At 38.6% G+C, this 24,465-nt stretch carries 25 protein-coding genes and 2 other annotated features; of the genes, 6 read left to right on the top strand and 19 right to left on the bottom strand.

Going from position 1 to position 24,465, the window contains the following annotated elements; all coding sequences use genetic code 11:
- Positions 1 to 155: 155 nt before the first annotated feature.
- A complete protein-coding gene (gene lepB / locus H3T55_RS11460) occupies positions 156 to 701 on the top strand; it encodes a signal peptidase I (RefSeq protein WP_225534568.1) in 546 nt (181 codons plus the stop codon).
- Positions 702 to 761: 60 nt separating this feature from the next.
- On the opposite strand, the gene H3T55_RS11455 is transcribed toward lepB, so the two are convergent.
- The 13 genes from H3T55_RS11455 to H3T55_RS11395 form a co-directional block, all read right to left on the bottom strand.
- Complete coding sequence (locus H3T55_RS11455; RefSeq protein ID WP_225534740.1) at positions 762 to 1,376, bottom strand: YktB family protein; 615 nt, start codon at positions 1,374 to 1,376, stop codon at positions 762 to 764.
- A 20-nt stretch (positions 1,377 to 1,396) separates the two neighbouring features.
- The gene (locus tag H3T55_RS11450; RefSeq protein WP_225534567.1) at positions 1,397 to 1,978 is read right to left on the bottom strand and encodes a GNAT family N-acetyltransferase; all 582 of its coding nucleotides are present in this window, start codon (positions 1,976 to 1,978) and stop codon (positions 1,397 to 1,399) included.
- A gap of 91 nt (positions 1,979 to 2,069) precedes the next feature.
- Entirely contained in the window at positions 2,070 to 2,582 is a 513-nt protein-coding gene (locus tag H3T55_RS11445) for an isoprenylcysteine carboxylmethyltransferase family protein (protein ID WP_225534566.1), read from the bottom strand.
- 90 nt (positions 2,583 to 2,672) lie between these two features.
- Positions 2,673 to 3,434 (bottom strand): tryptophan synthase subunit alpha, encoded by a 762-nt coding sequence (gene trpA / locus H3T55_RS11440; protein ID WP_225534565.1) that lies wholly within the window; start codon positions 3,432 to 3,434, stop codon positions 2,673 to 2,675.
- On the bottom strand, positions 3,431 to 4,624 hold the full coding sequence (gene trpB, locus H3T55_RS11435) for a tryptophan synthase subunit beta (protein ID WP_225534564.1): 1,194 nt from the start codon (positions 4,622 to 4,624) through the stop codon (positions 3,431 to 3,433). The genes trpA and trpB overlap by 4 nt, the downstream gene beginning before the upstream one ends.
- On the bottom strand, positions 4,617 to 5,222 hold the full coding sequence (locus H3T55_RS11430; protein WP_225534563.1) for a phosphoribosylanthranilate isomerase: 606 nt from the start codon (positions 5,220 to 5,222) through the stop codon (positions 4,617 to 4,619). Before H3T55_RS11430 ends, trpB begins: the two co-directional genes overlap by 8 nt.
- On the bottom strand, positions 5,219 to 5,977 hold the full coding sequence (gene trpC / locus H3T55_RS11425; protein WP_225534562.1) for an indole-3-glycerol phosphate synthase TrpC: 759 nt from the start codon (positions 5,975 to 5,977) through the stop codon (positions 5,219 to 5,221). The genes H3T55_RS11430 and trpC overlap by 4 nt, the downstream gene beginning before the upstream one ends.
- Positions 5,978 to 6,991 (bottom strand): anthranilate phosphoribosyltransferase, encoded by a 1,014-nt coding sequence (trpD, locus tag H3T55_RS11420; protein ID WP_225534561.1) that lies wholly within the window; start codon positions 6,989 to 6,991, stop codon positions 5,978 to 5,980. It lies immediately after the preceding gene.
- Entirely contained in the window at positions 6,988 to 7,569 is a 582-nt protein-coding gene (locus H3T55_RS11415; protein ID WP_225534560.1) for an anthranilate synthase component II, read from the bottom strand. The genes trpD and H3T55_RS11415 overlap by 4 nt, the downstream gene beginning before the upstream one ends.
- A complete protein-coding gene (gene trpE, locus H3T55_RS11410) occupies positions 7,566 to 8,930 on the bottom strand; it encodes an anthranilate synthase component I (protein WP_225534559.1) in 1,365 nt (454 codons plus the stop codon). The genes H3T55_RS11415 and trpE overlap by 4 nt, the downstream gene beginning before the upstream one ends.
- 135 nt (positions 8,931 to 9,065) lie before the next feature.
- Complete coding sequence (locus H3T55_RS11405) at positions 9,066 to 9,248, bottom strand: hypothetical protein (protein WP_225534558.1); 183 nt, start codon at positions 9,246 to 9,248, stop codon at positions 9,066 to 9,068.
- A 192-nt stretch (positions 9,249 to 9,440) separates the two neighbouring features.
- Positions 9,441 to 9,668, bottom strand: a binding site (T-box leader).
- Between the two features lie 51 nt (positions 9,669 to 9,719).
- On the bottom strand, positions 9,720 to 10,961 hold the full coding sequence (pepT, locus tag H3T55_RS11400; RefSeq protein WP_225534557.1) for a peptidase T: 1,242 nt from the start codon (positions 10,959 to 10,961) through the stop codon (positions 9,720 to 9,722).
- Between the two features lie 10 nt (positions 10,962 to 10,971).
- Positions 10,972 to 12,618 (bottom strand): peptide ABC transporter substrate-binding protein, encoded by a 1,647-nt coding sequence (locus tag H3T55_RS11395; RefSeq protein WP_225534556.1) that lies wholly within the window; start codon positions 12,616 to 12,618, stop codon positions 10,972 to 10,974.
- Between the two features lie 256 nt (positions 12,619 to 12,874).
- Positions 12,875 to 13,109 (bottom strand) — a binding site (T-box leader).
- Between the two features lie 246 nt (positions 13,110 to 13,355).
- On the opposite strand from H3T55_RS11395, the gene H3T55_RS11390 reads away from it, so the two are divergent.
- Positions 13,356 to 14,657: a MucBP domain-containing protein gene (locus H3T55_RS11390; protein WP_225534555.1), complete on the top strand. Its 1,302-nt coding sequence runs from the start codon at positions 13,356 to 13,358 to the stop codon at positions 14,655 to 14,657.
- A gap of 47 nt (positions 14,658 to 14,704) precedes the next feature.
- Here H3T55_RS11390 and H3T55_RS11385 read toward each other — a convergent pair whose 3' ends face one another.
- The 4 genes from H3T55_RS11385 to H3T55_RS11370 form a co-directional block, all read right to left on the bottom strand.
- Positions 14,705 to 15,667 (bottom strand): siderophore ABC transporter substrate-binding protein, encoded by a 963-nt coding sequence (locus tag H3T55_RS11385; RefSeq protein ID WP_225534554.1) that lies wholly within the window; start codon positions 15,665 to 15,667, stop codon positions 14,705 to 14,707.
- 193 nt (positions 15,668 to 15,860) lie between these two features.
- Positions 15,861 to 16,619 carry an ABC transporter ATP-binding protein gene (locus H3T55_RS11380; protein WP_087641855.1) on the bottom strand — a complete coding sequence of 253 codons (759 nt, stop codon included), beginning with the start codon at positions 16,617 to 16,619 and terminating at the stop codon, positions 15,861 to 15,863.
- Positions 16,616 to 17,584: an iron chelate uptake ABC transporter family permease subunit gene (locus H3T55_RS11375; RefSeq protein WP_087641854.1), complete on the bottom strand. Its 969-nt coding sequence runs from the start codon at positions 17,582 to 17,584 to the stop codon at positions 16,616 to 16,618. Before H3T55_RS11375 ends, H3T55_RS11380 begins: the two co-directional genes overlap by 4 nt.
- Entirely contained in the window at positions 17,581 to 18,528 is a 948-nt protein-coding gene (locus tag H3T55_RS11370; RefSeq protein ID WP_225534553.1) for an ABC transporter permease, read from the bottom strand. The genes H3T55_RS11375 and H3T55_RS11370 overlap by 4 nt, the downstream gene beginning before the upstream one ends.
- 469 nt (positions 18,529 to 18,997) lie before the next feature.
- Here H3T55_RS11370 and H3T55_RS11365 point away from each other — a divergent pair, with 469 nt between their 5' ends.
- Both H3T55_RS11365 and H3T55_RS11360 read left to right on the top strand, forming a co-directional pair.
- Positions 18,998 to 19,444 (top strand): YueI family protein, encoded by a 447-nt coding sequence (locus tag H3T55_RS11365; protein ID WP_087641852.1) that lies wholly within the window; start codon positions 18,998 to 19,000, stop codon positions 19,442 to 19,444.
- Between the two features lie 18 nt (positions 19,445 to 19,462).
- Entirely contained in the window at positions 19,463 to 19,870 is a 408-nt protein-coding gene (locus tag H3T55_RS11360; protein WP_087641851.1) for a hypothetical protein, read from the top strand.
- Between the two features lie 208 nt (positions 19,871 to 20,078).
- On the opposite strand, the gene gshAB is transcribed toward H3T55_RS11360, so the two are convergent.
- Entirely contained in the window at positions 20,079 to 22,346 is a 2,268-nt protein-coding gene (gene gshAB / locus H3T55_RS11355; protein WP_087641850.1) for a bifunctional glutamate--cysteine ligase GshA/glutathione synthetase GshB, read from the bottom strand.
- 190 nt (positions 22,347 to 22,536) lie between these two features.
- Here gshAB and H3T55_RS11350 point away from each other — a divergent pair, with 190 nt between their 5' ends.
- Entirely contained in the window at positions 22,537 to 23,031 is a 495-nt protein-coding gene (locus H3T55_RS11350) for a cysteine hydrolase family protein (RefSeq protein WP_225534552.1), read from the top strand.
- Positions 23,032 to 23,218: 187 nt separating this feature from the next.
- Complete coding sequence (locus H3T55_RS11345) at positions 23,219 to 24,097, top strand: YitT family protein (RefSeq protein ID WP_087641848.1); 879 nt, start codon at positions 23,219 to 23,221, stop codon at positions 24,095 to 24,097.
- A gap of 97 nt (positions 24,098 to 24,194) precedes the next feature.
- Here the strand turns inward: H3T55_RS11345 and H3T55_RS11340 are convergent, their stop codons facing one another.
- On the bottom strand, positions 24,195 to 24,338 hold the full coding sequence (locus tag H3T55_RS11340; protein WP_225534551.1) for a hypothetical protein: 144 nt from the start codon (positions 24,336 to 24,338) through the stop codon (positions 24,195 to 24,197).
- Positions 24,339 to 24,465: the final 127 nt, after the last annotated feature.

Here is a 24,465-nt window from a genome sequence, read left to right as displayed (position 1 = left end):
AATTATAGCAAATTTTGACTTACACAACAAAAAATCTGCTTGAATAAAAATACCTCTCCTTGTATTTGATTATTTTTCCTCCCTAAGTCTTGTTTTCTTCCCCTATTTTCTTTGATATACTAAATTCATAACTATACGTAAAGAGAGGCGTTATAATGAAGAAAAAACATCCTCATTTATACACAGTGATTCAGCTAGCTGTTGCCGTGGCATTCGTTGTGTTTCTTAGAAATGTCGTTTTGACACCGGTAGAGGTCATAGGTATATCTATGGAGCCTACTTATCATGAATCTGATCGTTTATGGCAAAGTTCGCTGATCAAGCCCCAGCGCTTTGACAATGCGACTTTCCCTAGTCCTCGAAACGGAAAAAGGATCGTCAAACGAATTATTGGACTTCCAGGAGATACGGTACGCGTCGAAAATGACCAGCTTTACATTAATGACAAAGCTTATGATGAGCCTTACTTAGATGAAGCAAAAGCGAAATTGACGGATGGGGAGCCTTATACAAAAGATTTCTCTCTAAGCACGATTGATGTTGGTGCTGAAAAAGTGGTTCCTGACGGACATTTTTTTGTTCTTGGGGATAACCGAAGACGCGCAGATGATAGCCGTTATTTTGGCTTTGTTGATCAAAAGGATATTTATGGAGTCGTTTATTTCCGTTACTATCCTTTAAATAAGATCGGCTTACAATAATCGACAAAAAACATTGAAGCAAGAGGAATGATTCCTCTTGCTTCAATGTTTTTTATTTTTTTACTGATGTTTTTTAGCTAAACGATATAGCGGCAGCAATGCTTCATAGGTTTGCAGCATATATTCACGTGCCTTGCCTGGGTCATTCAGTAAAGAATCTGTTTTTTCAATGATTCGCCCAATTTGAAATTCCCCTTTTTTCACATCTCTAAAACGAATCAGGATTTTTTCTAAATCTGCTTCTTTTAGCAACTCTATTTTGGGCTGAGTATGATCGATCGATATATAGAAATCATCCGGTGATTGCTCAAACAGTTTTTGGTTGTCTAAAAAGGCCTGCGCAATTTCTTTTTCGTTCTTAGGATTGTCGATCAAAGATAGCCACATGAATAGATAGTCCGGCCAAATGCCTAATTGGAAATGAGCGTCCATTTTATAGCCGCGTTTCTTTTGGCTCAATGCAGACCATGTATTTTCTGGCGGGTAAACTGTTCTACGTCGATGCTGGGCGATATGGACAAAAAATTCTGTTTCCAGCTGTTCTCCTAATTTTGCTGCAAAATAGTCATCCAGTTCTTGAAATTTTGGTTGGATCGAAGCCCGAATGCCCTCCATTCTTGCATCTAATCCTTCTATTGTGAACACATCAAAATCTTTTTCAGTAAACATCAACATTGCCGTCATTTCTCCTCTTACTAGTTCTTTGCTTTCTCTTGCAGCTGTTGCCATTCTTCGACCGTAATTCCGCGCAAAACATCGGTCACGACCTTGCCCTTCCACATCCGGGCGTTAGGAACCGTACCTTCAATTTTCATCCCGATCTTTTCCATCACACGTCCTGATTTTGGGTTATCGATATCATGGACTGCACAAATTCGAATCAGCTTGAGCTCTTCAAAACCAAGACGCAGCAATTCATTGGCCGCTTCTGGCACGTAGCCCTTGCCCCAGAATTTTTTATTCAGCGTATAACCAATTTCACCATTATTGTGCTTCTCTTCTACCCGCAGATCGATCGTCCCGATAAACCGACCCGTTTCTTTTAAGGCTATGCCATATTTTCCTAAAGGAGCACAGACAAAATAGTTCGCAATACTTTCTTTGGTGTCTTTGAGCGATTGATGGATCGGAAAAACATAAGTGACAGTCTCCTCATCAGAGGCGTACTCATACATCTCTATAGCGTCATCTAATGTCACTGGTCGTAAAATCAAGCGCTCTGTTTCCAATCGTTGGTTCTGGGCAAAAATCAAATTACGATTGATCACTAATTCCATATCGTCACCTGCTTTTTATACTACTTTACAGAAAGACGAAACGCCATGCAAGTTAATTTTGAACAAAGTAAAAAATAGTCGTTGATGATACTCAGATTTCCTCTTTAAATTGCTTATTCACTTCATTTTCTTCTCTGATTCTCAACATAAGAATAACCATGTAAATAGGTAAGCCGATGATCCCTGTCAGCCAAGCATGAAAAAATAGTATTATCCCTATCAATTCAGGAATGATATTAAGAAAATAATTTGGGTGTTCGATCTTTTTGAACAACCAATGGTCAACATACACGTGATCACTCGCAACCATCAATTTCACCGTCCAAAGCTTACCCAACAAGTGAATGATATAAACTAAAATACTATACGAAAGTCCGATCAATAACAGTCCTATCATACTAACTGTGTCTAAGCTGACCTTTCTCACGATTCCCTCAAAAAAGGCAGAAAAGTAAATGATCGTATGAACGATCGCCAATAGAAAAGAAACTTTTGCTCCGTACTCTCTTCCACCATTCGCTAAAATTGCTTTTTCATTTTTGATTGAATATCTCAAAAAAAGTAACCTAATGCTTGCAAATATTAAAAAAAACAAATAAATCATAGTATACCGCTCCTCTGTGTCTAAATATCAACATTCCTATTTTAGAACAAATCAGAACGATTAACAATACTTTAAAACCGTAAAAACAATCTAAATGACAGATTTAACAAACAATTCTATTTCTTTCGTTTTTCCTTCACTCAATAACTGTACGATTTTACTGCCTACGATCACGCCAGCACAATTTTGTCTAAATCGCTCAACGTGCTCTTTGGAAGAAATACCGAATCCAGCGAGAACCGGTTTATCACTGATACTTTGAATATAAGCTAAATGCTCATCTAAAGAAGTTTGATACTCTCGTCCTGTACCAGTTACGCCGTTAACCGCTACTGCATAAATAAATCCTTCTCCCGCTTCCACTAATTCGACGATTCGTTCTTTAGGCGTCGTCAATGCTACTAAAGGAATCAATGCAACATCGCTGTCTTTTAAAAGCGGGGTCAATAATCCTTGATGCTCAAATGGCAAATCTGGAATAATCACTCCTTTGACATTCGTTTCCTGTAATTCTTGAATAAATTTTTCCAGTCCAAAATAAAAAATGGGGTTGAAATAAGTCATCAAAATCAAAGGAGTAGTGGTCTTGATTTTTTTTAATTGTGCAATGATTTTTTCTAGAGAGACATCTTTTTGAAGTGCCTGTAAACCAGCAACTTGAATAACTGGCCCATCTGCCACTGGATCTGAAAATGGAATCCCTAATTCAATTGCGCTGGCACCCGCCTCAGAAAGCAAAGAAATTTCACTCTCCAACTGATCCAAACCTTGTGCACCCGCCATGATATACGGAACAAAAATCGTTTCACCGTTTTGTTGTTTTGTTTTTAAATGCTTGGTCAATGTTTTCATTTGTTAGCCTCCTGTTCGAATAATGCTTTGATCTGCTGCACATCTTTATCCCCACGCCCTGAAAGACATACGATGATTTGTTTCTCTTTCCCAAGCTCTTTTGCTACCTTCACCGCATGACTGACTGCATGAGCGCTTTCTAAAGCGGGAATGATTCCTTCTGTTTGGCATAATAGCTCAAAAGCTTCCAGTGCTTCCTGATCGGTGGCAGATGCATAGGTCGCTCGCTCGATTTCATTCAAATGGCAATGTTCCGGGCCTAAGCCAGGATAATCTAACCCAGCAGAAATCGAAAAAGCTTCTAAAATTTGGCCATTTCCATCCTGAAGCAGTTTCATCATCGCGCCATGCAATACACCCGTTTTTCCTTTATTGATCGAAGCCGCATGTGATTCCGTCTCCAAGCCTAAACCCGCAGCCTCTACTCCGATCAATGCAACATCATCATTGATAAATGGATAGAAAATCCCCATCGCATTACTTCCACCGCCTACACAAGCAATAATTGCATCAGGTAATTTTTGTTCTGCTTCTAAAATCTGACGCCTAGCTTCGATCCCGATAATACTTTGATAATCACGAACGATCTCAGGAAATGGGTGCGGTCCTAAGACCGAGCCCATCACATAATGAGTGTCCTCAACATTCGCAACCCAGAATCGCAAGGCTTCATTCACGGCATCTTTTAATGTCTCACTACCAGAGGTCACACTTACCACTTTGGCACCTAATAACTCCATCCGAAAAACATTCAATGATTGACGAGCAACATCCACTGCCCCCATAAAAACGGTACATTCCATCCCAAATAATGCAGCAACTGTTGCAGTTGCTACACCATGCTGACCAGCACCAGTCTCTGCAACGACTTTGTTTTTACCCATTTTTTTAGCTAATAAAATTTGGCCGATCGTATTATTGATTTTATGCGCTCCTGTATGGTTCAAGTCTTCTCTTTTTAAATAAATCTTCGCTCCGCCGATTTTGTCAGTTAATCGCTCAGCAAAATAAAGCGGGTTTTCTCTTCCAACGTACTGTTTTAGATAGTAATTTAATTCCTTTTGAAATTCTTCATCTTTTTTTGATGCCTCATAGACTTCTTCTAATTCCTTCACTGCATACATTAAGGTTTCAGGGACAAACTGTCCGCCAAATTCTCCATAAAATCCTTTATTTGGTTGATTATACATCGTATTCCTCCTTGGCCTTTTTCAAAAAGGCTCTTATTTTTTTTAGGTCTTTGACCCCATTTGTTTCAACTCCGCTGGAAACATCTACCGCATAAGGGGAAAAACGTTCTTTTGCTTCCTGTACGTTTTCAATCGTCAATCCGCCAGCAATAATTATTTTTTTATCTATTAGTTGATCTAGATCAAGCTTTTTCCAGTCGAATACTTGTCCATTTCCGCCAACAAATTTTTGCGGTGGGGCATCGAAAAGTAAATAATTGGTCGTTGCCGCTTGAATCATTTTGATATGTTCATCGCTATTGACCGTGATCGCCTGAATCACCGGTACAGAATAATGCTCTGTTGCCACCATGCCGTGAATTTGAATCATATCCAGCTTCGCCTGCTGGATGATCTCTTCTGCTTCCTGATAATTTGGTGCAACCATCACACCTACCTTTTTGACTGTTTTCGGGACGTCTTTCGTGATTTCTCTGACGAGATCTGAACTGATTTTTCGTTTGCTTTCAGCAAAAACAAAACCAAGATAATCTGCGCCATTTTTGACTGCTGTATCTACCTGTTCTTTTGTCTTCAATCCGCAAATTTTTACTTTCATCGCTTCACCTGTAACTCCTTAACTTTTGACTTAGGATCATTTTGACGCATCAATCCTTCACCAACAAGAACTGCTTGATAATGATCTTTTACTAAAGCAACCTCTTTATCACTTGAAAATCCTGATTCACTGATATAAACGGCGTCTGTCTGTTGTTTTTTGCCCAATTTTTGACTAACTTCAATAGAAACCTCGAACGTTTTTAGATTACGATTATTGACCCCAATCAAAACTGCACCTAAAGCTTCAGCAATCGCCTGTTCCTGCTCATCGTGCACTTCAACCAATACTTCTAGACCCAATGCTAGTGCCTGATTATATAGAAACTCGAGCTTAGTCTGAGATAATGCGGAAACGATCAGCAAAACAATCGTTGCTCCTGCATTTCGTGCGCGAATCAGCTGTTTTTCATCGATGATAAAATCTTTACACAACACCGGAACATCAACCTCAGCTGCAACATTTCGTAAATCTTCGATCGAGCCTTTAAAAAACGATTCATCCGTCAGCACCGAAATCGCTGTGACACCAGCCTGTTCATACGCTTTAGCTTGTTCAAGAATATCGACGGTTAGATTGATTGCCCCTTTAGAAGGAGAAGCGCGTTTGACTTCGCCGATAATATGCATTTTTTCCGGATGCTTTTTTACTCGTTCATAGAATGAAACAGTTTGACGAAGCGGTTGAAGTTTTTCCTTAGACATTTGCGCCACTTCTTGATTTTTCTCAGTAAGAATCTTATCTAAAAAATCCATCTATGCCACCTCCTGCTGTGCGCGGATCAATTGCTGTAATTTATCAAATGCTGCGCCGCTGGCAACGCAGTCTTTCGCCAAAGAAATACCCTCTTTTACTGTCCCAACTTTTCCATTACTAAAAAATCCTAATCCTGCATTCAATAAAACTGTATCTAAGTAAGGACTGGCTTGATTTTTTAAGATAGATAGCAGAATTTCCGTATTTTTTTCTGCATTGCCTCCGCGAACAGCTTCCAGCGGCAAACGAGTATAGCCAAATTCTTCGGGGCTGATTTCATGCATAGAAATTCTATCATTTTCCAGTAAAGCAAAATGCGTTGTTCCTGCTAATGAGGCCTCATCCATCCCTCCTGATCCATTGACCACGACCGCCCGCTTGCGCCCCAAACCGCCCAATGTTTTAGCCGTCTCTTCCAATAAATCTCGGCGATAAGTTCCCATCAATTGAGAATCTAAATGAACAGGGTTTGTCAACGGGCCAATCAAATTCAAAATGGTCGGAGTCCCTAATTCCTTTCGAACATTCATCACATATTTCATGTTAGGATGCATGTGGGGCGCAAAAAGAAAGGCCAGACCAACCTCGTTGAGCAATACACTTAGTTTAGCGGGAGAAAGCGTCAGATCCAGTCCCAAGCATTCAAAAATGTCAGCACTGCCTGACTTGCTAGAAATACTTCGATTCCCGTGTTTTGCTACTGTTACTCCACCTGCAGCTAGTACAAATGCAGCTGTCGTACTAATATTGAAACTCCCTGACTGATCTCCGCCTGTACCACAGTTATCCATGACATTTTCTTGTTGACATGGGATCATCACAGCTTTGCTTTGAATGGTTTCAGCAATTCCCGCCATTTCCTCTGCTGTTTCACCTTTGATCTTCAACGCGGTTAAAAAAGCAGCGATCTGGCTATCCGTCATTTCTCCTTCAAACATTTTTTCAGCGACTTGTTGCGCTTCTTGACGTGTTAAATGTTCCCTTCTGAATACTTTCTCAAATAATTGCTTCATATTTTTTGTTCCTCCATTAGTTGAATAAAATTTTGAATCATTTCTTTACCAGCAGGTGTTCCGATTGATTCTGGATGAAACTGCAAACCAAAAACTGGATAGTTCCGATGCTCGATCGCCATAATTTCCTGATCATCTAAAGCCGTTGCAGAAATAGCAAACTCCTGCGGTAATGTACTTGGATCGATCACTAAAGAGTGATAACGCATTACTGGCAGTTCAGATGGCATGCCTTTAAAAAGACGGCTGTTTGGTGCAGTTTGGATCATCGATTGCTTGCCATGACGAATTTCTTCAGCTAAAACTACTCGAGCACCAAATACTTCTCCAATCGTTTGATGCCCTAAACAGATCCCTAACATCGGTTTTTCTTGATGAAAGTCTTGGATCACTTGTTTTACTTGGCCTGTTTCAGCAGGTGTTCCTGGTCCAGGAGAAATGACGATACTCGAAGCCTCTTTTGCCAAATCAACTAATTGCTTGTCGTCATTTCTCACAACCATAACTTCTCTAGATTCTCCTAATAAATGAGCTAAATTGTATGTAAATGAATCATAATTGTCGATCAATAAAATCATTGGCTCACCTCCAATAGTGCCTTAGCCTTTTGTAACGTCTCCTCATATTCTTTTGCCGGATCTGAGTCATGAACGATCCCCGCTCCTGCCTGTACATATGCAATTCCTTTATGAATGACCATCGTACGGATCGCGATCGCAAAATCTGCTTGATCATTTTTAGATAAATAACCAACTGCACCAGCATAAATATTTCTTTTGACCGGCTCTAATTCATAAATGCGCTGCATTGCTCTGATCTTGGGTGCTCCGCTGACTGTCCCTGCCGGTAAGGTCACTTTTAAAGCGTCCATAGCAGATAATTCTGCTTTTAACCTGCCTGTAACGACAGAAACGATATGCATCACAAAGCGATATTTTTCTACCGTCATATAGACTGGCACTTCTACTGAACCAATCTCACTGACTCTTCCAACATCGTTCCTCCCTAGATCGATCAGCATCAAATGCTCTGCCCGCTCTTTTTCATCATTGATAAGTTCCTTCTCTAAAACCGCATCCTGTTCAATCGTCTTTCCTCTTTTTCGGGTGCCCGCAATCGGATTCGTCGTGACGATCCCATCTTTCACACTAACTAAACTTTCTGGAGACGAGCCAACGACGTACGTCTCTCCAAAATCTAAGAAATACAAGTACATAGACGGATTCGTCACACGTAAGCGACGGTAATAATCAAATGGAACTCCCTTGAACTCAGCTTTTAAGCGCTGTGAAGGAACCATTTGGAATAGATCCCCCTGTCTGATGTACTCTTTTACCTTATTGACTACCTGCTCAAAACTTTCTTTTGTAAAATTACTTTGATAATTCAGCGGTGTTAACTGGATATCTTTTTGTTCTGCTTCACTTGGTATTTGAAGCTCATCCTTTTTTTGTTGGAGCGCCTGTTCTAGTTCCTTTACAGAGCGATTCGAGTAGGTATTCGCTTCAACAAGAGAAATCTTTTCACCCACATGATCAAAAATCAAATAAGAATCAAATAGGTAAAAATGGATATCAGGAATAGCCATTTCATCCAAAGGCAGCTCTCCTAGGTCTTCATAGCAAGCAACTACATCATAGCCAACATAGCCGATCGCTCCGCCCTGAAATGGAAGATCTGCTTCGATTTCTTCGTTTTTTAAAACATACTTCTCAATTTCTTTTAGCGGCTCATGTGTAGTGATCGTTTTGCTAGCGATAGTCAATTGCTTTTCTGTGTACGTGATCTCAGTTACTGCATCCCAAGCGATGATCGAATAGCGACCTTTGCTCTTGTCTCTTGGAATGCTTTCCAAAAGGCATTTGTTTTTTCCTTTGATTCGTAGAAATGCTGATACTGCTGTTAAATAATCTGCCTGAATTTCTTTGATCAATTGCATCTATTTCCCTCTTTTCTATTTTTGATAAAACAAAAAGCCCTCACAAAACAGACGTAACTCTGTCTTGTGAGGGCGAATAATAGTATCCACGGTACCACCTCATTGGAAATCGATTCTTTTTTAAACTTGAGAGATTTAGTACTTACACCGATGGCTGTGATTGGTTGCTAACTTCATTGCTTTTAGTTCCCAAGTATTGTTCAACATCTGCTCTGGCTTAGATCCAACGTTCTTTTTAGTTTTACGTTGGCTGCTTTCTAGTCCTTTTGCATTTGGTGATTCATACTTTGGGTACTTCGTTCGCCAAGTATTGTTCATCATCTACTCTGGCTTAAGTCCAACGCTCTTTTTAGTTTTACGTTAGTTGTTTTCTATGCCTCTTGCGTTTGGTGATTCATACTTTGGGTACTTCGCTCACTTCGTTCGCCAAGTATTGTTCATCATCTACTCTGGCTTAGCCAATCGTAGTGATTCACAACAAAAAGCCCCCAAACCACAATATATCTGTGGTTTGAGGGCGAATGATCACGGTGCCACCTCAAGTTTGAAAGAAATTCTTTCCTCTTATCAGTCGTCTATCAACGACCTTACTCTATAACGGGAGTTCCCGAAAATGCCTACTACTTGTTCAACATTTTGCTCGAAAGTCCATTCGCAACACATCCCCTGCTGATTCTCACCGCCACCAGCTCTCTGAAAAGTTTCTGTGTTGTTACTCCTCTTTCTCAAAGCTTTGCTATTGAGGATAATCATATTAGAAAACTCTAATATTGTCAACTATTTTTTATATTATTTTTCATTTTGTCTGCGAATCGTGTTTTCTTTAATGATTTCGACGATCGTTTTGGCTGCTTTTTCCATGGCTTCTAATGTGATGAATTCATATTGTCCATGAAAATTTTCGCCGCCTGTGAAGAGATTAGGTGTAGGAATGCCCATAAATGAGATTTTTGATCCGTCCGTTCCGCCTCGGAAAGGTTGAATGTCTGGTTCGATCCCTAAATTTTCCATTGCAGTTACAGCTAATTCTACCGAAGTCATATCTTTTTCGATGACTTCTTTCATATTGTAATATTGATCGACGAATTCAATAGTCAATCTTTTTTTATCAAATGACTCATTTAGTTTAGTCACATGATCCAATAAAACTTCCTTACGCTGATTGAATAAGTTTTTGTCATGATCGCGAATAATATAAGTCAATTCAGCATAATCTATACTACCGTTGAATTTCGTCAATAAATAAAATCCTTCATGTCCGCGTGTTTTTTCTGGAACTTCTTCTTTTGGTAACAATGCATCCAATTGTTCACCTATTTTAATTGCATTGACCATCGTACCATAGGCTGTCCCTGGATGGACACTTGTCCCTTCGATCGTGATCACCGCTTGCGCAGCGTTGAAGGTTTCATATTCAAAACATCCTACTCGACCGCTGTCCACTGTATAGGCAAAAGCTGCCGGAAAATTCGCCGCATCAAAACGGTCCGCACCGCGACCGATTTCTTCATCCGGTCCAAATGCAAGCAGCACTTTTCCGTGAGGAATTTCTGGGTGAGCTAATAAATACTCAACTGCATCTAAAATTTCAACGATCCCCGCCTTGTCATCAGCTCCTAATAAAGTCGTTCCATCTGTTGTGATCAACGTCTGACCAGTATATTCTTTTAAATTAGGAAATTCTTCAACTTCCATGGTGATCGACTGCTGTTCATTCAAGATAACCGATTTTCCATCATACTCTTTAAAAATCTTTGGCTGGATGTTCTCTGCATTGTAATCTGCCGTATCTAAATGCGCAATAAAACCGATCGTTGGAATATCTTCGGTGATCGTAGCTGGCAGTACTGCTGTCAGAAAACCATTTTTATCATTATAATAAATATCAGAAAGACCGATCTCGATCAATTCTTTTTCGATGATTTTAGCTAGTTCCACTTGTCCCAAAGTCGTTGGTACTGTTTGACTTGCTGCATCAGAACGTGTATTGACTTTTACATAACGGATAAAACGATCTAATAAGTTCTCCATCTCGCTCTCCTTACTCTTCTAAAAAGGCTGTTCTAAGATTGAAATAATCCCCGTATAAATGATAACTGATTCCTTTGATTTTAGGATTGATCAAATAGTTTGATGCACTTTGATACAGCGGCACTTGTGCTGCATCTTGATCTAAGAGAATATCTTCTGCGTTTTTATAATCATCGAATTGTTTTTCCGGATCATTCGCATGTGTTGTTTTTGCTTCGGTTACCAGTTTGTCGTAGTCTTTATTTTCATAGCCGCCGTAATTATATGAAGATGTCCCGTCATATAAATTAAAATATGAATCTAAATCACTGCTGCCAGCGATCCAACCAGATAAAGATAATTCATATTTTTTATTTTTTCTAGATTCAAGTACATTGTTCTTAGGCTGTGCGTTGATCGTGATTTCCAAGCCTTTCAAATTTTCCTGTAATTGACTTTGGACATACTCAGAGAGTTTTTTCCCGTTGTCATCATCTGATACTAAAATCGATAATTTCACTTTATCGCCTAGATCTGCTTGTGCTTTTTTCCATTCTTCTTGTGCTTTTTCAACATCATACACTAAGTGATCTCCACTAAATTCCCGGAAGTCTTTTGAAGTATCCGGATTCTTGTAAAGATTTCTTGGAATCAAGCCATTTAGCGGTTTTGAGCCATCATTTAATACGCTTTTTGCTAAAGCTTCTTTATCGATTGCCTGAGCAATTGCTTTACGCAAATGAACATTTGCCGGCGCAGTACCTTCTTGTTTATTGAAATCTAAGAAATAATTTGCTACATCAGAATGAGTCACATACCCTGCATCATCTTGATATTGAGCAACATATTGTCCGCTGATACGAGTTAAATCTAACTCACCTGATTGATATAAATTGATGCCTGTATTTTCTTCTTTGATCGTATTGACTTTGATTTCTTCCAAGCTCACTTTGTCCGCTTCATAATATTCTGGATTTTTCTTCAGAGTCCATGTATCAGATGAGGCATCCCAATCGGTCAAAATAAATGGTCCACTGTAGATCAAATGATCGCTGTCTTGTGCGTACTCTTTTCCTTGTTTTTCAACATATTCTTTATTTTGAGGTGCTAGCCAGCCGATTGAAACAACGGTCAAAAATGAAGGCTGCGCTTGTTCCAGTTCAACAACAAATTCTTTATCACTAGGTGCAGAAATCCCCATCTCATCGACTGATTTTTCACCATTGCGGATTGCTTTACTGTTTTTTACGTTATCTAATAAGTATGCATTTGGTCCGATCGTTTCAGGTGTGACTAGCTTTTTCCATGAGTAAAGAAAATCTTGTGCAGTGATCGGTTCACCATTGCTCCATTTGATATTGTCTTTCAGTGTAAATTTATATGTTAAGCCATCTTCACTGATATCGACTTTTTCAGCTAAGCCCGGAATCGGTGTACTGTCATCGTCAAAGCGATACAAGCCTTCAAATAAGTGTTGGACGATCGTAAAGGTATTTTTATCCATTGTTTGTGTCGTATCTAATGTAGATAACGGCGCTGGTGAACTGATTTCGATTTTTTGAGTTGTTGCCAAGCCTTCCGTTTCTGTTTTAGTCGTCTCTTTTTTATCATTTCCTCCGCAGGCTGTTAGTAATAAGCTTGCAAATACCGCACTTACGATAAGTAATTTCTTTTTCATTCTAGTTCCCCCTTCAATAATTTCATACATTAGCTACTCCTACCATTTACTGTGAATATTGAGTGTTGTGAGCAAAAGTTACTTCTTTGTCTTTGGTGCATTCATCTGATGGACTTTGATCCTTGAGCTTTAACGCTCACTTGTTGATAGCTATTCTAGCTACTCAATGTTCCATCCTTACTTGCTGAATACTGTTCATCAACTGCTTTGGCGTAGCCAGTCGCAGTGATTCACAGCAAAAAGCCCTCATCCTCTAAAAAAGGACGAGAGCTGTAAACTTTCGCGGTACCACCTTCAATTGGTTTAATGATAAACCCACTCATTCAGTACAATCATACTGAGGCGCTATAACAGGCGCACCTGAATTGGTTTAAACGTGTTCAACCAATTTGCTCAAAGGCCATTTTCTTCTCCATCGTCACTATCTCTTTCCACCAGCCGAGACTCTCTTTAAGTTATCTAGAAAATACTTTCCTCATCTTCACATTTAATTTTAATAGATAATGTATTACAAGGATTGTAGCATAAAAAAAGAGAGCGAGTCAATAGTCATTTCGATTCATTCTAAATTATGTACACGTTCCAAAATAATGTACTCAAAACATGAAAAAGGCACTGTTTAAAGCTATTCCAACTAGGTTTATCTTCTTATTTTATGAAGACAGACGTTAAAGGAACTGGTAAACTATAAGTTAAAGAGTTGTTAATGTTTTGTTGGATTAAAAGGAGGAAAAAATTTGAAAAAAAAGAACCGTATGACTAAATTGCTTTTAGCATTGTTGCTAACACCTGCTTTGCTGAATGCACATTTCGTTTTTGCTGAGGAAGGAACAGACACACAGCAAGAACAAACAGCCATTGACGAAACTCTTATGGCTGATGAAGAAAAAATACCAGAAACACCTTTGAAGACTACTGAAGAAAACATTTTAGAGACAACACCAAGCGGATCGGTCGAACAATTGCTTGAACCCGAAGCTAACCTTTCTGATTCGGAAAATACTTTTACAGAAAATTCGGCTGCAGATGAGACGAATGCTGAAGTGACTGTAATTATTTCTTTAGAAGATCAACGATCCGGTACTACACAAAACATTTCTTTCAGCGGCTCAGTCAATACTACTCAAGTTTTCTCATTGCCCGTGACTGTGGCAGCAGATGATATTGTGACTAGCTCATCTGATATGGCAGTTCCTATCATCGATGCTTCTGGTCAGTTCAGTGTTCAAGTGACGTTTCCGGCTTCTGCGACAGGGATCCATTCATTGTCCATTGTGATCAGCAAACCTGTCACGATAACTTTTGGGAGTGTCAACATCAAACATCTTGATGATTTTGGCAATTTGCTCACTCAATTTGATCTTTTTGTTGCTGGATTTGTTGGCGACAGCTACAACACGATGCCGATCACAGTTCCAGGTTATTTTTTAACTGCTACACCAGAAAATGCAACGGGTACGATCACGGCGGCTCCACAAACTGTTATCTATCAATATGATCGTGTTCAGACGACTGTAAATATCGTTTGTGTAGATGAAAACGGTACGACCTTAGGAACGCCTGTTTCACAACCTGGGAAATTTAACGATTCTTTTACTATTGATGCACCGGCAATTGCTGGCTATGAATTTCTAGGCTTCTCTTTGTCTGCTACACAAACAACAGCAACTTCTATCGAAGGGATCTATGGTTTAGAAGATCAATATTTCACAGCAACTTATAGAAAGATCACCAGCACTACAGATCCTTCAGAAGGTATAACTACTACCGTACCTGGCACTCTTCCTGAAGTGAAAACTACGCAAACAAGTAGTCGGGAAAAGGACAAGGCATCTTCGCCAAGCGTTATCCAAGTAACAACAAATAAACAAATGAATACACTCTTACCACCTCTAATTCAGAAAAAGAGCTACACACAGGCACAGCTACCTAAAACAGGTGAAAGGAAAATGTCAAACTCATTGACTGTAATTGGTTTTGGTTTGCTTGGTGTTGTTTATTTTACAAAGAAAAAGAGAGAAAATGAATTTACTATTTAATAAAAAAGCAGATGATCCTTCATTACAAAGGTTCACCTGCTTTATTTTTATTTCAATGCTTTTGCAACATCTTCAATCATCAAACGAGTAGATTCAAGTCCGCCGCCGCTTAAATACCAAACATCCGGCTGCAATGAAACGACTTTATCATTTTTTCCAGCATTTGTTTGTTTTACTAGTTCATTATCCGCTACATTATCATTTGAGTCATCTCCGCCAATTGCTTTCGTACGATCAACTACAAATAAAATATCCGGATTTTTTTCTAAGACATATTCATAAGAGACACTTTGACCATGAGTAGAGGCTTCGATCGTATCATCTGCTTGCTTGAAACCAAATGTATCATGCACGATGCCAAAACGAGAACCTGTACCATAGGCAGATAGTTGCCCTTCATTTACTAAAACAACTAATGCTTTTTTATCACTTGCTTCGGCTTCTTCTTTTACATCAGCGATTTCTTTCTCTAAATCAGCGATTTTTGTTTTCGCTTCCTCTTTCTTATCAAAAATCTCAGCAAGTGTTTCAATATTTTTCTTAGTAGAATTCCATGTGTCTTTCGCATCTACTGCTAAATAGATAGTTGGCGCAATTTTTTCAAGCTTATCTTGGAAATCTTGTTGACGACCAGAAATGATGATCAAATCTGGTTTTAATTGATTGATCTTTTCTAAATCTGGTTCTTTGATCCCGCCAGCTGATTCGACTTTTTTATAGTCAGCTAAATATTCTGGTAAGTTTTTGGTCGGTGCTCCGACAACCGTATCGCCAACACCTAAAGCATCCAGTGTGTCTAATGAACCATTATCAAAAACAACGACCTTTTTAGGATTTTTCGGTACTTCAACAGAACCATTTGAATCTTCTACCGTAATCGTCGTTTCTTCTGTATTTGATTCTTTTGCTGCTGAACCATCTGTCGCATTGTTATTACTATTTCCGCAAGCACCTAACGTTAGTAAGGCAATCATTGATACGGCTGCAACTGCTAAAAATTTCTTCTTCATTCTATTTCCCCCAATTATATTGATTTTTTAATTAAATTATTTGATCAAGAGCTGAGCAACGTATTCAGCTTTTCTTTATTCCAGCTTCTTACGTTAGCTCTTTCGACAAATAGATAAAATCGTTTCAAAGGCATAGAGCACCTTTGAACGTTTTTCCTTATTTGCTCGAGAGCTGGCAACGTACTCAGCTTTTCTAGCTAAAATACATGCAAAAGCGTTTGCCTTCGATTTCGCATATTCGGATATTCATATCATAAAGTTTGTTCAACGTTTCAGACTGGATCACTTCATCCGTCGTGCCGTGAGTGAATAAACGACCATCTTTCATTGCTACGATTTCATCTGCATAGCTAGCAGCAAAATTGATATCATGAAGTACGATGACCACTGTTTTACCAAATTCATCTACTAGACGACGTAATGTCTGCATCATTTGAACCGCAAAATTCATGTCCAAATTGTTCAATGGCTCATCCAGCAAAATATAATCTGTGTCTTGTGCTAAAACCATGGCAATATAGACACGCTGTAATTGGCCGCCGGACAATGTATCGATCAACTCATCTGCCAAATCAAGCAACCCCAGATTTTTCATGGCTTCTTCAACTTTTTCATGATCTTCTTTTTTCAGACGCCCCTTACTATATGGAAAACGACCAAAATTAACTAATTCCCTGACTGTGATCTTCAAATTGATGCCATTCGTTTGTTTCAGGATCGATAATTTTTTAGATAATTCACTTTGCTTCCATGTTTTGACTTCGTTATGATCTAAATAGATTTCACCAGTATCTTTAGGAATCAAGCGGCTCATCATTGAAAGTAAAGTACTTTTTCCAGCTCCGTTTGGTCCAATAAAAGCGGTCAGTTTTTGTTCTGTGATCGGCAACTGAACCTCTGAGACAACAATCTTTTCACCATATCTTTTTGACACATTTTTGATTTCGATCATCCGCGCTGCTTCCTTTCACTAATTATTTTCCCGACAAAATACAACCCGCCGCCAAACTCGATCACAATACTTAACGTCGTGTTCAGCTGAAAAACCTGTTCTACAAGAAATTGACCAAAAACAAGTAATAAGATCGACAATAAGCTGCCGCCTAAAAACAAATCACGATGACGATAAGTGCCCATCAATTGATAACTCATATTTGCTACAATAAAACCTAAAAATGTCACAGGTCCAACCAATGCTGTTGACAAACCGATCAATCCGCTGATCACCGTCAATAAGATAAATTGAAACCTTGGCACATCCACACCTAAACTGGTTGCCTGGTCATTTCCCAGATGTAACACGTCTAGAGTAGCACTTTTCATCCAAAGAAATCCGACCAACAATGTAATCAAGACCCCTGCGATCATTAAATGCTGACTATTCACATTGCCAAAACTGGCAAACAGTTTTCCTTGAAGTAGATCATATTCATTTGGATCCATCACTACCTGTAAAAAAGTACTGATACTATTGAAAAACGTGCCTAAGATGATCCCGATCATCAATAGTAAAAATAGATCATTGCTGCCTTTTCGTAACAAGAAGCGCGACAATACTATACTAGCTGCGACCATCAACAAGACATTGATCAAAAAAGTCCCAATCGTTTCTTTCCCTAGAAGCTGCTGTCCACCTAAAATAAAAAACAATAAGGTTTGAATGAATACATATAACGAATCTAATCCTAAAATATTTGGTGTTAAGAAATGATTTTGGGTCATGGTTTGAAAACTGATGGTTGAAAAAGCTGCGGCTACGCCGACAAAAATAAATGCTAGTAGTTTTTTTCCTCTAAGCTCTAACGCAAACGCCCAATTTCCATACGTTTTATAGGATAAATACAGCGTACAAACGAGCAAAACAGCCAAAAGCAAAACTATGATTTTTGCCGCTGATGAATGGAAGAATTTTTTCATGCTGTTTTCCTCCTCATCAATAAAGCAATAAATATAAAGCTGCCTAACACGCCGACAACAACACTAACAGGCACTTCATAAGGCGCAATCACCACACGTGCTAACACATCACAGGCTAATAGGAAAATACTGCCACCCACCGATGTGATCGCCAGTGTATTTTTCATATGGTCCCCATATCTCATTGAAACAAGATTTGGGACGATGACGCCTAGAAAGGGAATATTTCCGACCATGATCAGCACAACCGCACTAGATAAAGCGACGATCCCTAAACCAAACAGCTGAATGCGCTGATAATTTATCCCTAAGTTGGTTGCCATGTCTTCACCCATTCCAACTACTGTAAATCGGTAGGCAAATAAATACGTGACGACCAGTAAAGGTATCGTCAGATACAATAGTTCGTAATTTCCTTTCATCACTGTGGAAAAATTCCCCTGCAGCCAAGAAGACATATTTTGAACCAGTTGGAACTGATACGCAAAAAAAGTAGCGATCGAACCAATGATATTTCCAAACATTACGCCGATCAAAGGAATCATCACTTGATTTTTTGCCGGTAAAAAACGCGTTAAATAGATAAACGTCAGTGTCCCGCCAAAAGCAAAGAGAAATGCAATAAACGAGCGAAATAACAATGGTGCACTTGGGAAAAAGACCATAACGACCAAAATACCTAAACGCGCGCTGTCCATCGTACCTGCCGTACTTGGAGAAACAAATTTATTTTGTGTCAAATGCTGCATGATCAAACCAGAAATACTGATCGTACTGCCAGCAATCACTAAGCTGATCGTTCGTGGTATCCTTGTTGTCAACAATACCAACTGTTGCTGTGCATCCCATTGAAAGAATTGAGCCAGAGAAATATCTTTGACCCCAACAAAAATAGACGACACGATCAAAATAAGCAGGAGAACAAATAACCCCAATTTTTTCATAAACTCTCTCCATTTTTTCTAAATAAAAAACCACGATGGTGTTTTACAATTTTTCTATCGAGCTAGCTTTGCACTCTAACTTCTCGAAAAAAAGATGGCTCCTATCTGTGCCAAAAGCATGCACATTCACGATCCCCTATTTTTCTGTCAAAGTTGAACGAGTATGCTCAGCTTTTCTTTTGATCCAGCTTTGCACACTAACTTCTCGGAAAAAAGACGGCTCCTGTCTGTGTCAAAAGCATGCACATTCACGATCCTCTATTTTTCTGTCGAAGTTGAACGAGTATGCTCAGCTTTTCTAATTGAGAATGATTTTCATTCTTATTTACTAGTCTATGCGAAATTCGTGAGAAAAGCAACACTTTTTTGCTCTTTCAACTTCTTTAAACAACGAATAAAATCAGTGCTTTCAAGTGTTCTGTGCTATAATTTGTTTAAGACTACTGAATGAAAGCAGGTTCGATAATCTATGGCTCAAGATGACTTACAAAAACATTTAGACAATGCAATGTATGGCACCCCGCAGCTAAAACCAGAGGAACAGCGAAAGTACATGGGTACTTTTCGAGAACGCTGTTATCTAACAATGACCATCACCCAAATGAAAGATCCAATCAATAAAGAGCACTTTTTGAATGAAGCTGAGCAACATCCGGATACTTCTGTTCTTTTAAATGGCGCTATGGATATTGCTTTACAATCAAGTTATATCAAATCGATCAATGAAAGAAATATTCCCTTCACGGTGGTCAATGATTCTGTCACGAATACACCCGATTCACTAGGATTGATTTTGGCTGCAAAAGAAGCAGTCAATGTAGAAACGATCGATATCACAAAAAAATACCCTAAAGAAACAGCTTCTGACGAAAAGTCATCTGCGAAAAAAGGGTTTTGGCATAATTTATTCAATTAATGAAAGGAGTTCTTCGAAATGATCGAACAACAGTTACTAAAACAAGATTTAGCAAATGCTCTGACTGCTCATATTACCTTACTTAGAGAAGTGGAACAAATCGAAGAGGATCATATGGATGCATTTACTTTTATGATGAGAAGTTTTGGTTTTATGTTGGAACATGCCCCCAAAGTCATGCTTGAAGACGATGAGGAGGAACTGCACTATATGATGTTTCAATATTACAGTTTGCTGACTGAACTTAAATATAACCTGATTCTGAATTATCCTTATGCCCGATTGCTGGGAAAAAATTTAATTGATGTCATCGCCGTTTTTCCGACAACCTATGAACGTGAAATGAAGCAATGGTGGGAAAACAAGACTGGATTGGCAGTCGAAGAAACCAAACAAACCATCGCGATCAAGGAATTGGAATACTAAATAGTGCTAACTAAAACCGAAAAAAGAGAGGATGGGACAGAAGTGTCAAGCTACGAGAAATAAGCTGAAATTCATGAAAATTTGAAGAGCAATTTTCATGAATTTCAGCTTATTTCCGAAGGAGTTGCTTCTGTTTCCACCGTTTATTAAGATTTAGAGTGCGGGACAAAACTGATTTTTAGTTTTGTCCCGCACTCCCTTTTTCTTTTTAAAACACTTCTGGATACAATAATTTCAAAACGTCCATCGTCAAATGACGTCCTTGTCCTGCATGAGGATAGGTATGCATATGCATCGCCGGATTAAAATTAGCTTCAATGATCCCGTAAGTCTGATTATCTTTGCTGCCTTTGATCGTTTTGTCCGGAATAATCAAATCGATCCCGCAGATTTTTGCTCCCAAGGCTTTCACTGCTTCAATCGCAATTTGTTTATAACTCTCGTCAAAATCATCCGTTACATCGATCGAATCGCCACCTGTACTGATATTTGAATTCTCACGTAAATAGACGACTTGATCTTTTTCAGGCACCGATGTCACTAACAAGTTCTGTTCCTTCAACATCAATCGCTCAACATCTCCCAGCTGAATGATCTCCAATGGCGAACGGTGATGCGTCCCTCTTAAAGGATTCAAATTTTTCTCAGCTACTAACGCTTCGACCGACCGAACGCCATCACCTACCACATTAGCTGGAACACGTAATAAGATCGCCCGCACTTGGTCATCGATCACAAAGAAACGATATTCTGTTCCCGGTAGAAACTCTTCGATCAAAACAGCAGAATCCTCTTTAAAAGCCAATTTTAGTGCTTCGCTGTAATCAGCTAAAGAGGCACCTTCTTTGAAAATTGTGATCCCTAAACCATAATTGGTCGTTTTCGGCTTGATGACAAATGCTTTTTCAGAGTATTTCATGTACGCCTGTTCTGCTTGTTCTAAATTATCAAATTCATCTCCAGCAGGAACATTGAAGCCAGCTTCTGCTAAGACTTTTTTCGTTACCGTCTTATTCTCCATGATCAGCGGCACGATATAGCTATCTTTACTAGTCATATTGGCATTTTTGACATATTCCACGTGACCTTCATGGGTCAACTTCAAAAATTGTTCCTGTTCATCTAGAATCTGAACCTCTATCCCTTTTTGAATAACATCAAATAAGAAGAGTTGCGTAGATAATTCCATATTCCTAAATCCCGCTAACTGATAGGGTCTTTCATAAACCATTCCCTGATACTCTTTCCCAAAAACGATTCCTAATTCATGATTCGAATTACTCTCGATAATCGTCCACATTTTACCTGCGATCGTCAAATCAGGAGTCCTCAACTGCCCTCTGTGGATCTCAAGGACTTTTTTGAATTTGAACAACCCTAAGGTTTCGATCATTTCATCCATCTCTGCAAAGATCCGATCGCCTTCTGCTACCAAGTTTACTTGGGCAAATGGATGACCTAAAGCAACCTGTTCATTCAACAAATCACCGGTTGCTACCCAGTCATTTGGTGTCTCTTTTTCATCCGTCCAAAGCAGATACAGCATAAACAAATGAATGAACTCCAAAGATTCTTCTTCGATCCCTAAAGGAGCAAACGGGTTCAAGTCTAAATTTCTTAATTCGATATAACGAATACCGGTTTTAGGTAAATCAGACATTTGCTTGCCGCCACGTAATCGAACCGCCGAATAGAACTCTTTTTCCTCTGATAAAATGCCATTTTCCACCATTCGATGAATGTCATCGATATAGCTTTGAAGCGATTCATAGGAAACTTTGACATTTTCCTTATTTTTATAGCCGAATGCACTATTGCGGATACTTCTGACTGGTTCTTTTGGACGATCTTCCTTCTCTGTAAAATAGCCCTCTTCACTAACTGGCGACGCACCAAATAAATAAGTGATCAACCAACGATAACGTAAATAATTACGTGAAACCTTCATATATAAAATATTTTTGAAATCTTCGATCGTTTCATATTCTGTTTGCACAGCAAATAATTGTTGAACTAATTCAATCGCATATTCGAAATTAAAGTGAATCCCGCTGACCATCTGTTTCCGTTTGCCATATTCTCGTGCTAAATAGCGTCGATAAAGGATTCCTTCAAATTGCTCTAACTTGGCAATTTTGATCTCCTCATCTTTTTCAGGTAATTTTGGCGGCATACTTAACGGCCATAACATTTCTGATTTATTCATAGACCGCAGTGCAACATCATGGATCGCTGCTAAATAACGCAGCATTTCATTGATCGAATTTGCTACTGGCGTAATCAACTCTACCTGTGTTTCACTAAAATCTGTCTGAATATATGGATGATAGGAACGATTTCCTAAAATTGCTGGATGATCAGTCTTTGCTAACGCACCATCAAATGTCGTACGTTGACTTTCTTTTTCTAAACCAAAGCGTGCCTCTGCCGTATATGGACGGACACTTTTTTGTTGTAATAACTCTTTAAATTTCATTTTGTCGCCTTTCTTCCCCGTTATTATTCATCACTACTCATTATATAAAAAAAGAGCGGTAAAAAGAATATTTACGCTTAATTTTGTCAAAAAGAACATGATCGCCTTATCTATCGGCGAATTTTACTACTTTCACCATTAAAAAAATCATTGTATACTAGAAAAAATAAATTGAAATGAGGAACTATCAATGACTAATCGAGCCTTGATCGTAATTGACTTGCAAAATGGTCTTGAACAGACTGGTAATGGTTTGTTTCAGTTAAATGATGTATTGACTGGTGTCAATCAACGAATTTACGCATACCGCAAGCAGCAACTGCCAATCATCTTTATCCAACACGAGGATGAGGAACTGATTCCACAAAGTCACAATTGGCAATTATTTGAACAGTTAGACGCTCGCCCTGAAGATTATTATATTGGAAAAACACATGCTAATTCCTTTTTTAAAACCGTTCTTAAACAACAGCTTGATGAGCTTGCTGTAACTGAGCTTGAGTTTTGCGGTGCTCAGACAGAGTATTGTGTAGATACGACTATTCGAATGGCTCATGGGTTAGGCTACACAAATTTCATGAAAAAAGGGCTTAGCACCACCCTAAATAATGAGTTGCTTGGAGCCAAAACGATCATCCAGCACCATGAGCAATTATGGAATAAACGCTTTTTGACTTTTATTTAATGCATTTCGTTCATTTTCTACTTGGTTCCATTTTACCATAACTATAGGCTGAAAAATTAAAATTATCTCATGATATCTCTTAGTCATTCATGATAGTATAGCTAAGGGATATTTATTGAGCGATTGAACAGCTTCATCCTTTCACTCTCTCAGTTTCAAGATTTTTAACTATGGAGGAATGTATAAAATGAAATTTACGAAAAGACAGATTCAAGATGCACTGTATGTGACGATCGGTTCTTTTGTTTTGGCAGTTTCAATCAATTCCGTACTGCTGCCAAACAAAATCGTTGCAGGAGGCGCAAATGGAATCAGCGTTGTGATCAACCACCTTTTCGGTATCAGCCCGGCACTTGTCTTATATGCGATCAATCTGCCGCTGTTAGTGCTTTGTTTTTTATTATTAGGTAAAGATGTGGGGATCAAAACGATTTATGGGAGTTTGATTTATCCGTTTTTCGTTGGAATCACCGCTAATTTTCCTGTGCTGACGCATAATATTTTTCTAGCAACGCTATTCGGCGGGATTTTGACTGGTGTTGGTTTAGGATTGGAATTTAGAGGCAATGCTTCAACTGGCGGAACTGCAATTATTTCTCAAATCGTGAATAAGTATTTTAAAATTTCTTTAGGCGTGTCGATTTTATTTGTCGATGGTTTGGTGATTTTATCTGCTTTATATGTTTTTAGTACAGACACTGTTTTATTCTCACTGATCTGTCTTTATATTATCGGGCGTGTTGTTGATATGGTCCAAGTTGGATTTGTTCGTTCGAAAAATGTGCTGATCATCTCACCAAAATATGCAGAGATCAAAGAAAAAATTCTGATCGGTATGGATAAAGGGATGACACTCATTCCAATCGAAGGCGGCTACCAACAAACCAAAAGCATGCTGATGATGACTGTGATCAGTGAAAAAGACTTTAACCGTATCAAAGAAGGCGTACTTGAAATCGATGAAGAAGCCTTTATTGTTTCCATGAATGCAAGTGAAGTGTTTGGACGCGGTTTTAGTTTGAAAAAAATTGCTGAAGAATATGGAATTGAAACAAATAATTTATAGCAAAAAAACAGATGTGTGTCTGCGTTGACACACATCTGTTTTTTTATGAATAATTTTATGATAAGATGACAAAATCAACTCATCTAGACTGAAAGATTTATCCTATTTTTTCAAATCCTAAAAGCGGAAATATAATGTCTGCTGCTATTTTTCCAAAAATAAAAGCTGCTACTATTGCACAGGTGTAAATACAAAGTTTGCCTAATCTATTTTCATATACTTTTGTTATTCGTTGTTTCATTCCTTAATACCTTCTCCCTAATTAGTTTTTAATTGTATCTTTAATATATACTAAACTACAATGGTTAACAATATTAAAAACGAATGAAACTAATATATTCATAGCTTATGTTTTGAAACATAGTCAC

Origin of the sequence: Enterococcus sp. S22(2020) (assembly GCF_020295385.1) — a bacterium.
GTDB classification, from domain to species: domain Bacteria; phylum Bacillota; class Bacilli; order Lactobacillales; family Enterococcaceae; genus Enterococcus_L; species Enterococcus_L dunnyi.
The sequence above is the reverse complement of the archived record's forward strand: the minus strand, read 5'-3'. Positions and strand labels throughout refer to the sequence as shown.

Coding starts and splice junctions, on each gene's coding strand:
- lepB (WP_225534568.1), top strand. CDS start 156: ATGAAGAAAAAACATCCTCATTTATACACAGTGATTCAGCTAGCTGTT.
- H3T55_RS11455 (WP_225534740.1), bottom strand. CDS start 1,376: ATGTTGATGTTTACTGAAAAAGATTTTGATGTGTTCACAATAGAAGGA.
- H3T55_RS11450 (WP_225534567.1), bottom strand. CDS start 1,978: ATGGAATTAGTGATCAATCGTAATTTGATTTTTGCCCAGAACCAACGA.
- H3T55_RS11445 (WP_225534566.1), bottom strand. CDS start 2,582: ATGATTTATTTGTTTTTTTTAATATTTGCAAGCATTAGGTTACTTTTT.
- trpA (WP_225534565.1), bottom strand. CDS start 3,434: ATGAAAACATTGACCAAGCATTTAAAAACAAAACAACAAAACGGTGAA.
- trpB (WP_225534564.1), bottom strand. CDS start 4,624: ATGTATAATCAACCAAATAAAGGATTTTATGGAGAATTTGGCGGACAG.
- H3T55_RS11430 (WP_225534563.1), bottom strand. CDS start 5,222: ATGAAAGTAAAAATTTGCGGATTGAAGACAAAAGAACAGGTAGATACA.
- trpC (WP_225534562.1), bottom strand. CDS start 5,977: ATGGATTTTTTAGATAAGATTCTTACTGAGAAAAATCAAGAAGTGGCG.
- trpD (WP_225534561.1), bottom strand. CDS start 6,991: ATGAAGCAATTATTTGAGAAAGTATTCAGAAGGGAACATTTAACACGT.
- H3T55_RS11415 (WP_225534560.1), bottom strand. CDS start 7,569: ATGATTTTATTGATCGACAATTATGATTCATTTACATACAATTTAGCT.
- trpE (WP_225534559.1), bottom strand. CDS start 8,930: ATGCAATTGATCAAAGAAATTCAGGCAGATTATTTAACAGCAGTATCA.
- H3T55_RS11405 (WP_225534558.1), bottom strand. CDS start 9,248: ATGAACAATACTTGGCGAACGAAGTACCCAAAGTATGAATCACCAAAT.
- pepT (WP_225534557.1), bottom strand. CDS start 10,961: ATGGAGAACTTATTAGATCGTTTTATCCGTTATGTAAAAGTCAATACA.
- H3T55_RS11395 (WP_225534556.1), bottom strand. CDS start 12,618: ATGAAAAAGAAATTACTTATCGTAAGTGCGGTATTTGCAAGCTTATTA.
- H3T55_RS11385 (WP_225534554.1), bottom strand. CDS start 15,667: ATGAAGAAGAAATTTTTAGCAGTTGCAGCCGTATCAATGATTGCCTTA.
- H3T55_RS11380 (WP_087641855.1), bottom strand. CDS start 16,619: ATGATCGAAATCAAAAATGTGTCAAAAAGATATGGTGAAAAGATTGTT.
- H3T55_RS11375 (WP_087641854.1), bottom strand. CDS start 17,584: ATGAAAAAATTCTTCCATTCATCAGCGGCAAAAATCATAGTTTTGCTT.
- H3T55_RS11370 (WP_225534553.1), bottom strand. CDS start 18,528: ATGAAAAAATTGGGGTTATTTGTTCTCCTGCTTATTTTGATCGTGTCG.
- H3T55_RS11365 (WP_087641852.1), top strand. CDS start 18,998: ATGGCTCAAGATGACTTACAAAAACATTTAGACAATGCAATGTATGGC.
- H3T55_RS11360 (WP_087641851.1), top strand. CDS start 19,463: ATGATCGAACAACAGTTACTAAAACAAGATTTAGCAAATGCTCTGACT.
- gshAB (WP_087641850.1), bottom strand. CDS start 22,346: ATGAAATTTAAAGAGTTATTACAACAAAAAAGTGTCCGTCCATATACG.
- H3T55_RS11350 (WP_225534552.1), top strand. CDS start 22,537: ATGACTAATCGAGCCTTGATCGTAATTGACTTGCAAAATGGTCTTGAA.
- H3T55_RS11345 (WP_087641848.1), top strand. CDS start 23,219: ATGAAATTTACGAAAAGACAGATTCAAGATGCACTGTATGTGACGATC.
- H3T55_RS11340 (WP_225534551.1), bottom strand. CDS start 24,338: ATGAAACAACGAATAACAAAAGTATATGAAAATAGATTAGGCAAACTT.